This is a genomic window from Stenotrophomonas maltophilia group sp. Smal32, from assembly GCF_030237085.1.
Lineage (GTDB): Bacteria > Pseudomonadota > Gammaproteobacteria > Xanthomonadales > Xanthomonadaceae > Stenotrophomonas > Stenotrophomonas maltophilia_Q.
The window spans coordinates 37,187-47,254 of record NZ_JASJSI010000031.1 but is presented as its reverse complement, the minus strand read 5'-3'; the positions used below and the strand labels follow the sequence as shown (position 1 = coordinate 47,254).

Here is a 10,068-nt window from a genome sequence, read left to right as displayed (position 1 = left end):
CCGGCACTCCTATATATTTGTTTGTTGTGCGGGTAATTGGAATGGGGTTGGCGGTGGGCGAGATATTTCAAATAAAAGGCGAAGTATATTTGCGCATGGGTTTAGCGGGGCCGAATTGTGGCGGGCGGGTGCCGGGGGGCGGCCCGCGCCCGGGTGCGGGTGGTTTGCAAAAAAAACCGCCAACCGGTGGGGTGGGAGCCCTTTCGAAGGAATGGGCGCCCGACCCCGATGCACATGCTCACCCCCAGGCGATCAACCCGATCGCCAGCACCGCCAGCGCAAGACCCGCGCGGTTCCACTTCGTGGTTGCCTCGCCGAACGCGAACACGCCCACCAGTGCACCCAGCACCACCACGCCGATGTTCATGCCGGCGAACACGGTGGCTGGGCTCTCCGGCATCGACTGATGCGCGTGCACATAGAAAAGAATGTTGCCGCCATTGAGCAGGCCCAGCAGTGCACCCGCGCCGAGATTGCGCCAGGCCAGCCGGCTGCGGCCACTGACATGCCGCCACAGCTGCAGCGCCAGCATCAGTACGAAGGCCACGCTGAAGCTGGCCAGCACCGCCGCCATCGACGGCGTGCCCGACAGCGCCACCTGCTTGAGCAGCACGTCGACCACCGCGAACCCGGCCCAGACGCCCAGCAGCCAGCCCCAGCCACCGGGTGAGGACGACACCGCCGGTCCGCGCGGGCGCAGGCTGATCGCCACCATGGCGACCAGGCCCAGCGCCAGGCCGACCAACTTCCACGGCGTGGCGGTCTGGCCGAAGAACAGGAACGCGGCGGCCAATGACAGCAGCAGCGACAGCCGCTGCGCCACGTCGCTGCGGACGATGCCGGCCACCGCCACCGCGCGGCCCAGCACCAGGAAGATCGACGGCAGCACCACCGCCAGCGCCAGCAATGACAGCCACGGCGCATGCGGCGCGCGCAGTGCATCCAACGGCGGCTGCAGCACCGCGGCGGTGAGCGTTGCAGCGACCAGATAGTTCCAGGTGACCATCTGCGCGACATCCAGCTGGCGGCGGTTGGCCAGCTTCAACACCACCGAAACCAGCACGCTGCAGATCACGGCCAAGGACAGGTAGAGCATGGGGCGGGCACAGGGCAGGGGCGGGGGACGGTATCATGGTGCCATGCACAAGCCCTTGTTCCCCGTTGCCCCCGGCGAAACCGCCTGCCTCGAACTGGACGGCCCGGCCGGCCCGCTGGAAGTGGTCGTCGACCTGCCCAAGGCCGATGTGCCGGTGCAGCCGATCGTGGCCATCATCTGCCACCCTTTGTCCACCGAAGGCGGCACCCTGCACAACAAGGTGGTCACCATGACCGCCACCACCCTGCGCGAGCTGGGCATCGCCACGGTGCGCTTCAACTTCCGCAGCGTCGGTGGTTCGGCCGGTGAGTTCGACCACGGCGTGGGCGAGCAGGATGACCTGAAGGCCGTGGCTGCCTGGGTGCAGAGCCAGCGCCCCGACGACCGCCTGTGGCTGGCCGGTTTCAGTTTCGGTTCGTTCGTTTCGCTGAAGGCCGCTGCCGCGCTGCAGCCCGAAGCGCTGATCTCGATCGCGCCGCCGGCCGGTCGCTGGGATTTCGATGGCATCGCACCGCCGGCGCGCTGGCTGGTGATCCAGGGCGAGCAGGACGAGATCGTCGACCCGCAGGCCGTCTACCAGTGGCTGGACACGCTGGACTTCCCGCATGAGCTGGTGCGCATGCCCGAGACCAGCCACTTCTTCCACCGCAAGCTGATCGACCTGCGCGGCGCGCTGACCCACGGCGTGAAACATTGGCTGGGCGCAGCGGCATGAGTGCAACCGAGTTGACCCCGTCGCAGCGGTACGCGGAAGGGGTCGCCCGTGGCGACTGGCAGAACGACCCGGCCCAGCATGCTGCGCTGGCCGAGCTGGACCGCATCCACCTGGGCCTGCTGGACAGCGCCGAGGACGGCTGGCTGGACCGCCTGTCCTCGTTCTGGAAGAAGCCGGAGCCGGTGAAGGGCCTGTATTTCTGGGGTGGCGTCGGCCGCGGCAAGACCTTCCTGGTCGACCTGTTCTACGACGGGCTGCCGATCAAGCAGAAGTACCGCACGCATTTCCATCGCTTCATGCGCAGCGTCCACGAGCGCCTGCGCGAGCACCAGGGGCAGAGCGACCCGCTGGCGAAGATCGCCCAGGAGTGGCGCAGCAACCTGCGCGTGCTGGTGCTGGACGAGTTCTTCGTCACCGACATCGGCGATGCGATGCTGCTGGCGCGGCTGCTGGAACGCCTGTTTGCCGAAGGCGTGACCCTGGTCACCACTTCCAACACGGCGGTGGAGAACCTGTACCTCAACGGGCTGCAGCGCGAGAGCTTCCTGCCGGCGATCGGCCTGCTGCAGCGGTTCTGCGTCGAGCTGTACGCCGAAGGCACCGAGGATTACCGGATGCGCGCGCTGACCCGCTCGCCGGTGTACCGCGCGCCGCTGGCCGCCGACAGCGACGACTGGCTGGCCACGCGCTGGAACGAACTGAGTGGTGGTCAGCCGGCCAAGCCCGGCAACATCGAGATCGAGGGCCGCAAGATCCCGGTCCGTGGCCGCGGCAAGAGCATTGCCTGGTTCGATTTCGCCGCGCTGTGCGAAGGTCCGCGCGGCCCGTCGGATTACATCGAGATCGCGCACGAGTTCAACACGGTGCTGCTCGGCGGCATTCCCGCCTTTGACCGCCTGAACGAAGATGCCGCGCGCCGCTTCGTCAACCTGATCGATGAGTTGTACGACCGCCACGTCAACCTGGTGTGCACCGCAAGCACCTCGCCGATCGAGCTGTACACCGGCCAGCGCCTGCAGGGTGCGTTCGAGCGCACCGCCTCGCGCCTGATCGAGATGCAGAGCGCCGAGTACCTGGGTACCCCGCACCGGGCGTGAGGGTCGTGCCGTTTGTAGAGCCGCGTGGTTATCGGGAGGGCGCCAAGGCGTCGTCACGCGGCCGCTCCTCCGGCCCGGCCGACACATGCAGCCCCGAACCGCTGCCATGCTCTACCCGCACGCTGTCGCCGCGCTCCAGCAGCCGCAGCGGCTGTCCCTGGTAGCGCAGCTCCAGCGCGTCGTGGGCATCCGCCAGCGACTGCACCAGCGGGCATAGCGCCATGGCCCTGGCTTCCAGCTGCTGGCTGCGCGCTTCCATGCGGCGGTCGACCTCGGCATCGAGGCGGTCGGCGCGGCGCTCCATGGCGCCGGCGCGGCCGGTGAATACCTGCCACAGCACGCTGCGGGTCATCGACGTGGCCATTGTCTCGGCCATCTGCTCGATGTGCGCGTCGAAGCCATCGCCGAAAGTGTCCTGCTCCCAGTAGCCGCGGCCGAGGCTGGCCTCGATCCAGTCCTGCATCTCGCCACGCATCGCCCGCATCTGGCGGTTGCGGGACTTGCCGGTGATGGCTTCGAAGGCGGCGTCCAGCGCATCGAAGGTGACCCCGGAGACTTCATGGGCGAGCGCGGTGGCGGCGGGCATCAGCTGGCGGGCGCCGGCCTCCATCTGCCGCAGGCGGGCAGCGTCGGCGGCGCTGACCGGCACCATCGTGCCGTCCAGGCTCAGCTCGCCGTCGTGGAACACCACTTCATGCGGCGCCTGCGGGCCATGCCGCAGCCAGATGCCACCGCTGTCCACCAGCACGTCGTAGTCGGTGTGGATGCCGCACTGGTCCGAACGCAGGCCCGGCCCCTCGGCGGCCAGCGCGGGAGCGGTGAACAGAGCGGGCAGCAGTGCCAGCAGGGGCAGTCGCAGGTGCATCGGATCATCCTTCTCCGCAGGCGAGGGGCCAGCATCGGCTGCCCGCGCGCGGGCGTCACCGGCCGGAAGTCACCCGTCCACCGCATTCCCACCGGCTGCCCACCACCTATCCACAGGGTTGTCCCTAGCCAGCTTCATCACTGTCATGTGAAGCTCTCATTGTTCCGTTTCCGCGGTGTGTTGTGCCACCGCAGTGACGCCTTTCGGGCTTGACTGCGCAGCCCGTTCCGGCAGGTCTGAAGCGTCTGATCAGGGCGCCGATGGCACGATCCTTGCGGCGCAAGGGATTGCCGAATTTCACTACATTTGGCGTTGACGGACCCCATTACCCCCACTATCTTGTGGCCGTCGGTCGCAGCAACCCCAAGTCTGGGGGTTGGCAGCAGCACCCATCCGCGATCGTCAACGGCAGTGGCAGGCGCAGGGTCTCATTCCCTGCGACGCCGTCCTGCCATCCTGGGCCGTCATGTCCCGGGCTGCGTCACCCCGATGCATCGAGCACCCCCAATCACGCCAAGAGGACATACGCCGTGAGCACCGAATCCAGCGCCACCATCGAGAAGGAAAGCGAGTTCCTGTTGACGTCGCCGCCGACGGCCAACGCGATGAGTGTGACCAAGCGCAACGGGACCACCGAACTGGTGGACCTGAACAAGATCGTGCGCGCGGTGCAGCGTTCCTCTGAAGGCCTGCACGCCGTCGATCCGATGCGCGTGGCCACCCGCACCATTTCCGGCCTGTACAACGGCGCCACCACCCGCGAGCTGGACGAACTGTCCATCCGCACCGCCGCCCTGCTGATCGGTGAAGAGCCCGAGTACGGCCGCCTTGCTGCGCGCCTGCTGGCCAACTACATCGCCAAGGAAGTCTCGGGCCAGGAAATCTACGCTTTCTCGCAGTCGGTCAGCCGTGGCCATGAAGTCGGCCTGATCAACGACCGCCTGCTGAACTTCGTGCAGACCAACGCGCGCAAGCTCAACGATGCCATCGACATCTCGCTGGACCTGAACTTCGATTACTTCGGCCTGCGTACCCTGTACGACCGTTACCTGCTGCGCCACCCGCACACCCGCAAGGTGATCGAGACCCCGCAGCAGTTCTTCCTGCGCATCGCCAGCGCGCTGAGCGAGGACGTGTCCGAGACCCTGGCGCTGTACAAGCGCATGGGCAACCTGGACTACCTGCCGTCCAGCCCGACCCTGTTCAACTCCGGTACCACCCACGAGCAGCTGTCCTCGTGCTTCCTGCTGGATTCGCCGCAGGACTCGCTGGAGTCGATCTATTCCAAGTACGGCGACATCGCCCAGCTGTCGAAGTTCTCCGGCGGCATCGGCGTCAGCTACACCCGCGTGCGTTCGCGTGGTTCGCTCATCAAGTCGACCAACGGCCACTCCAACGGCATCGTGCCGTGGCTGAAGACCATGGATTCGTCCGTGGCCGCGGTGAACCAGGGCGGCAAGCGCAAGGGCGCGGCCTGCGTCTACCTGGAAACCTGGCACGCCGACATCGAGGACTTCCTCGAACTGCGTGACAACACCGGTGACGAAGCCCGCCGTGCGCACAACCTGAACCTGGCCAACTGGGTGCCGGACCTGTTCATGAAGCGCGTCGAAGCCGACCAGGAATGGTCGCTGTTCGATCCGCGCGTGGTGCCGGAGTTCACCGACCTGTTCGGCGAAGCCTTCGAAGCCGCCTACCTGCAGGCCGAAGCGCAGGGCAAGGCCAACCGCACCATCTCTGCCCGCAAGCTGTACGCCCGCATGATGCGTACGCTGGCCGAGACCGGCAACGGCTGGATGACCTTCAAGGACAAGTGCAACCGCGCCAGCAACCAGACCCTGCGTCCGGGCAACGTGATCCACCTGTCCAACCTGTGCACCGAAATCCTGGAAGTCACTTCCAACGATGAAACCGCGGTGTGCAACCTGGGTTCGATCAACCTGGGCAACCACTTCGACGAGCACAACGAGTTCGACTTCGAGAAGCTGGCCGAGACCGTGCGCCTGGCCGTGCGCCAGCTCGACCGCGTCATCGACCTGAACTTCTACCCGATCGAAACCGCGCGCCGTGCCAACCTGCGCTGGCGTCCGGTCGGCCTGGGCTGCATGGGCCTGCAGGACGTGTTCTTCCGCAAGCGCCTGCCGTTCGACAGCGCCGAAGCCCGCGCGCTGTCGAAGAAGATTGCCGAAGCGATCTACTTCCACGCGCTGGAAACCTCCTGCGAGCTGGCCCAGGAACGCGGCAAGCACCCGTCGTTCAACGACACCCGTGCCGCCAGCGGCGAACTGCAGTTCGACGCCTGGAACGTGGTGCCGGAAGACACCGCGCGCTGGGATGCCCTGCGTGAGCGCATCAAGGAACACGGCCTGCGCAACTCGCTGATGATCGCGATCGCCCCGACCGCGACCATCGCCTCGATCGCCGGCTGCTACGAGTGCGTCGAGCCGCAGGTGTCCAACCTGTTCAAGCGCGAGACCCTGTCCGGTGACTTCCTGCAGGTCAACCGCTACCTGGTGAACGAGCTGAAGAAGCTGGGCCTGTGGACCGCCGACATGCGCGACGCCATCAAGCTGGCCGAAGGTTCCATCGCCGGCGTGGCGCAGATTCCGGAAACGCTGCGCGAGGTCTACCGCACCGCGTGGGAACTGCCGATGCGTTCGCTGATCGACATGGCCGCCGAGCGTGGCGCCTTCATCGATCAGTCGGCCTCGCTCAACCTGTTCATGGAAAGCCCGAACATCGGCGCGATGTCCTCCATGTACATGTACGCCTGGAAGCAGGGCATCAAGACCACCTACTACCTGCGTTCGCGCCCGGCCACCAAGATCGCCAAGACCACGGTGAGTGCCGCCGCACCGGCCAAGGTGTTCAGCCCGGACGAAGCCATCGCCTGCTCGCTGGAAAACCCGGAAGCCTGCGAGGCCTGCCAGTAAGACGCGGCGTGCCGGCCTTGCCGGCACCTCGCACCTGTAGAGCCGAGCCATGCTCGGCTGCCGCACGGAAACACCCAGGTAGCGCCGGGCCATGCCCGGCGTTTTGACCCGAGAAGACAAGGAAACACCCATGGCCGACAAGCCCAAGCAGATGCTGCTCGATCCCGGTTTTGAACTGACCCTGCGCCCGATGCGCTACCCGCAGTTCTATGACATGTACCGGAACGCGATCAAGAACACCTGGACGGTGGAAGAGATCAACTTCCAGATCGACATCACCGACCTGCACAGCAAGATGTCGCCGGGTGAGCGCCACCTGATCCACCGCCTGGTCGCGTTCTTCGCCACCGGCGACTCGATCGTGTCCAACAACCTGGTGCTGAACCTGTACCAGCACCTCAATGCGCCGGAAGCGCGCATGTACCTGTCGCGCCAGCTGTATGAAGAAGCGCTGCACGTGCAGTTCTACCTCACCCTGCTCGACAACTACCTGCCGGATCCGGAAGAGCGCGCCAAGGCGTTCTCGGCGGTGGAGAACATCGACTCGATCAAGAAGAAGGCCGATTTCTGCTTCAAGTGGATCGACTCGATCCAGAGCCTGACCCGCATCGAGACCCGCGAACAGCGCCGCCAGTTCCTGCTCAACCAGATCTGCTTCGCTGCCTGCATCGAAGGCCTGTTCTTCTTCGCTGCGTTCGCCTACGTGTACTACTTCCGTTCGCGCGGCCTGCTGCCGGGCCTGGCCTCGGGCACCAACTGGGTGTTCCGCGACGAGAGCGCGCACATGGAGTTCGCGTTCGAGTCGGTGCGCGTGGTGCGTGAGGAAGAGCCGGACCTGTTCGACGATGAAATGAAGCAGCAGGTCTACGACATGCTGGCCGAAGCCATCGAATGCGAAGTGCAGTTCGCCGAGGACGTGCTGTCCGGCGGCGTGGCCGGCATCTCGACCCGCGACATGCGCCAGTACCTGCAGCACTGCGCCGACCAGCATTTCGCCAAGCTGGGCATGGAAAAGAAGTACAACGTGCGCAACCCGCTGCCGTTCATGGAACTGCAGGATGTGCAGGAGCTGACCAACTTCTTCGAACGCCGCGTCTCGGCCTACCAGGTGGGCGTGCAGGGCGAAGTGGCCTTCGACATGAACTTCTGATCGAACCGGTCAGGCCTGCCGCAACGAAGAACCCCGGCCAATGCCGGGGTTCTTCGTTTCTGTAGAGTCGAGCCATGCTCGATTGATCTTCGCGAACAGCAGTGGAGCATGGCTCCACTCTACAAAGGGCGGTTACCGCCGCCCTTCCACCGCCATTCGCACCGCCAGCCCGGCCAGTACCGTGCCCATCAGCCAGCGCTGCACCGCCTGCCAGGTCGGGCGCGCAGCCAGGAAGCCGGCGATGCTGCCTGCAGTCAGCGCGATCATACCGTTCACGCTGACGCTGACCAGGATCTGGGTGGAGCCCAGCACGATCGACTGCATCAGCACGCTGCCTTCGCCGTCCGGGTGCAGGAACTGCGGCAGCAGCGACAGGTACATCACGGCCACCTTCGGGTTCAGCAGATTGGTCAGAAAGCCCATCGTGAACAGCTTGCGCGGGCTGTCCTGCGGCAGGTCGCGCACCGCGAACGGCGAACGGCCACCCGGCTTGAGCGCCTGCCAGGCCAGGTACAGCAGGTACAGCGCGCCGCCGATGCGCAGCGCGTCGTAGGCGAACGGTACCGTCATCAGCAGGGCGGTGATGCCCAGCGCCGCGCACAGCATGTAGAACACGAAGCCCAGCGCCACCCCGCCCAGCGAGATCAGTCCCGCCATCGGCCCCTGGCAGATCGAGCGCGAGATGACGTAGATCATGTTCGGCCCGGGCGTGATCACCATGGCCAGCGAGATCAGTGCAAAGGCCAGAAGGTCGGAAGTGGCGGGCATGGGTGGTCCTGGCGGTGGTCGTGGCGCAGTGTAGCGCCTGCCATGGACGCGGCCTGCGCAGGCACCACTGCCAGGTGGCCATTGCACATTCGTTCCGATGGCCGTCACGCCGGTCGCATAAAATCACGGGACCCCACACACCGAAGCCGCTCCCATGACCCCGATTCCCGAGACCGTGCCGCCCACCGAAGTGCGCATGGCCGAAATCGTCTTCCCCAACCACACCAACCACCTCGGCACCCTGTTCGGTGGCCAGGCGCTGGCGTGGATGGACAAGGCCGCCTTCCTGGCCGCCGCCCGCTACTCACGCCGCACCGTGGTGACCGCGCGCAGCGACCAGGTCGACTTCAAGCTGCCGATCCGCATCGGCCAGATGGTCGAGACCATCGGCCGCATCGTCGAAGTCGGCCGCAGCTCGATGAAGGTCGAGGTGGAGCTGGTCGCCGAGGACCTGCACAGCGGCGAGCGCAAGCTGTGTACCCGCGGCCACTTCGTGATGATCGCGCTGGACGAGGAAGGCCACCCGATCGCGGTGCCGCCCCTGCCGGCGGCCTGACCCGGCCAACTGACCAGCGCTTGCGGGGGCGCCCACGCGCCCCCATCTGGCTCCCATGACCCCGCCGCTGACCGACTTCATCGACCGCGCCCAGCGCCTGTTCGTGCTGACCGGCGCCGGCTGCAGCACTGCCTCGGGCATTCCCGACTACCGCGATGCCGACGGCCAGTGGAAACGCACGCCGCCGGTGACCTACCAGGCCTTCATGGGCGAGGCGGCCACCCGCCAGCGTTACTGGGCGCGCAGCCTGCTGGGTTGGCCGCGCTTCGGCCTGGCCCGGCCCAACGGCACCCACCAGGCCCTGGCCGCCCTGGAAGCGCGCGGCACGCTGCAGGTGCTGCTGACCCAGAACGTGGATGGCCTGCACCAGCGCGCCGGCAGCCACAACGTGATCGACCTGCATGGCCGCCTGGACCAGGTGCGCTGCATGGGCTGCGAACGCCGCAGCGGCCGCGAGGACTTCCAGCAGCGCCTGCTGGACGCCAACCCGGGCTGGGACGCGCTGGAGGCCGGCATCGCCCCGGATGGCGATGCCGATCTGGAGACCGATTTCTCCAGCTTCGTGGTGCCCGATTGCCCGTCCTGCGGCGGCCTGCTGAAACCGGACGTGGTGTTCTTCGGCGAAAACGTGCCCCGTGAACGCGTGGCGGCGGTGCATGACCACCTGCAACAGGCTGATGCCGTGCTGGTGGTGGGCTCGTCGCTGATGGTCTATTCCGGCTTCCGCTTCGTGCAGGCGGCCGCGAAGGCAGGGTTGCCGGTGGCGGCGCTGAATCGTGGCCGTACCCGTGCCGACGACCTGCTGCAGTTCAAGGACGAGCGGGACTGCGCCGAGGCGTTGGCCGGTTGGGTGGCGGGCTGAGCCGAGCGCGGGCTCGGCTCTACAAG

The 10,068-nt window shown here is 66.4% G+C and carries 9 protein-coding genes; 6 read left to right on the top strand and 3 right to left on the bottom strand.

From position 1 onward, the window contains the following. Positions 1-238 precede the first annotated feature (238 nt). On the bottom strand, positions 239-1,096 hold the full coding sequence (locus tag QRO91_RS09995; RefSeq protein ID WP_191863739.1) for an EamA family transporter: 858 nt from the start codon (positions 1,094-1,096) through the stop codon (positions 239-241). A gap of 43 nt (positions 1,097-1,139) precedes the next feature. Between QRO91_RS09995 and QRO91_RS09990 the strand changes: the two genes are divergently transcribed. Next, positions 1,140-1,811 (top strand): alpha/beta hydrolase, encoded by a 672-nt coding sequence (locus QRO91_RS09990; RefSeq protein WP_049429775.1) that lies wholly within the window; start codon positions 1,140-1,142, stop codon positions 1,809-1,811. Next, positions 1,808-2,908 carry a cell division protein ZapE gene (gene zapE / locus QRO91_RS09985; protein ID WP_049429774.1) on the top strand — a complete coding sequence of 367 codons (1,101 nt, stop codon included), beginning with the start codon at positions 1,808-1,810 and terminating at the stop codon, positions 2,906-2,908. The genes QRO91_RS09990 and zapE overlap by 4 nt, the downstream gene beginning before the upstream one ends. Positions 2,909-2,936: 28 nt before the next feature. Here zapE and QRO91_RS09980 read toward each other — a convergent pair whose 3' ends face one another. Continuing rightward, on the bottom strand, positions 2,937-3,773 hold the full coding sequence (locus QRO91_RS09980; RefSeq protein WP_197620491.1) for a DUF2884 family protein: 837 nt from the start codon (positions 3,771-3,773) through the stop codon (positions 2,937-2,939). Between the two features lie 530 nt (positions 3,774-4,303). Between QRO91_RS09980 and QRO91_RS09975 the strand changes: the two genes are divergently transcribed. After that, positions 4,304-6,706, top strand: a complete 2,403-nt coding sequence (locus QRO91_RS09975; protein WP_049429772.1) for a ribonucleoside-diphosphate reductase subunit alpha — start codon at positions 4,304-4,306, stop codon at positions 6,704-6,706. A 130-nt stretch (positions 6,707-6,836) separates the two neighbouring features. Beyond that, positions 6,837-7,856: a ribonucleotide-diphosphate reductase subunit beta gene (locus QRO91_RS09970; RefSeq protein WP_049429771.1), complete on the top strand. Its 1,020-nt coding sequence runs from the start codon at positions 6,837-6,839 to the stop codon at positions 7,854-7,856. Positions 7,857-7,988: 132 nt separating this feature from the next. Here the strand turns inward: QRO91_RS09970 and QRO91_RS09965 are convergent, their stop codons facing one another. After that, positions 7,989-8,624 (bottom strand): LysE family translocator, encoded by a 636-nt coding sequence (locus QRO91_RS09965; protein WP_197620493.1) that lies wholly within the window; start codon positions 8,622-8,624, stop codon positions 7,989-7,991. Between the two features lie 154 nt (positions 8,625-8,778). On the opposite strand from QRO91_RS09965, the gene QRO91_RS09960 reads away from it, so the two are divergent. Both QRO91_RS09960 and QRO91_RS09955 read left to right on the top strand, forming a co-directional pair. Continuing rightward, a complete protein-coding gene (locus tag QRO91_RS09960) occupies positions 8,779-9,180 on the top strand; it encodes an acyl-CoA thioesterase (RefSeq protein ID WP_004153688.1) in 402 nt (133 codons plus the stop codon). Positions 9,181-9,235: 55 nt separating this feature from the next. Then, positions 9,236-10,042: an NAD-dependent protein deacetylase gene (locus tag QRO91_RS09955; protein WP_100443743.1), complete on the top strand. Its 807-nt coding sequence runs from the start codon at positions 9,236-9,238 to the stop codon at positions 10,040-10,042. Positions 10,043-10,068: the final 26 nt, after the last annotated feature.

Bases quoted from the DNA above. Each gene is read 5' to 3' on its own strand.
- QRO91_RS09990 (WP_049429775.1), top strand. From the start codon at position 1,140: ATGCACAAGCCCTTGTTCCCCGTTGCCCCCGGCGAAACCGCCTGCCTC.
- QRO91_RS09995 (WP_191863739.1), bottom strand. From the start codon at position 1,096: ATGCTCTACCTGTCCTTGGCCGTGATCTGCAGCGTGCTGGTTTCGGTG.
- QRO91_RS09980 (WP_197620491.1), bottom strand. From the start codon at position 3,773: ATGCACCTGCGACTGCCCCTGCTGGCACTGCTGCCCGCTCTGTTCACC.
- QRO91_RS09955 (WP_100443743.1), top strand. From the start codon at position 9,236: ATGACCCCGCCGCTGACCGACTTCATCGACCGCGCCCAGCGCCTGTTC.
- QRO91_RS09970 (WP_049429771.1), top strand. From the start codon at position 6,837: ATGGCCGACAAGCCCAAGCAGATGCTGCTCGATCCCGGTTTTGAACTG.
- zapE (WP_049429774.1), top strand. From the start codon at position 1,808: ATGAGTGCAACCGAGTTGACCCCGTCGCAGCGGTACGCGGAAGGGGTC.
- QRO91_RS09965 (WP_197620493.1), bottom strand. From the start codon at position 8,624: ATGCCCGCCACTTCCGACCTTCTGGCCTTTGCACTGATCTCGCTGGCC.
- QRO91_RS09960 (WP_004153688.1), top strand. From the start codon at position 8,779: ATGACCCCGATTCCCGAGACCGTGCCGCCCACCGAAGTGCGCATGGCC.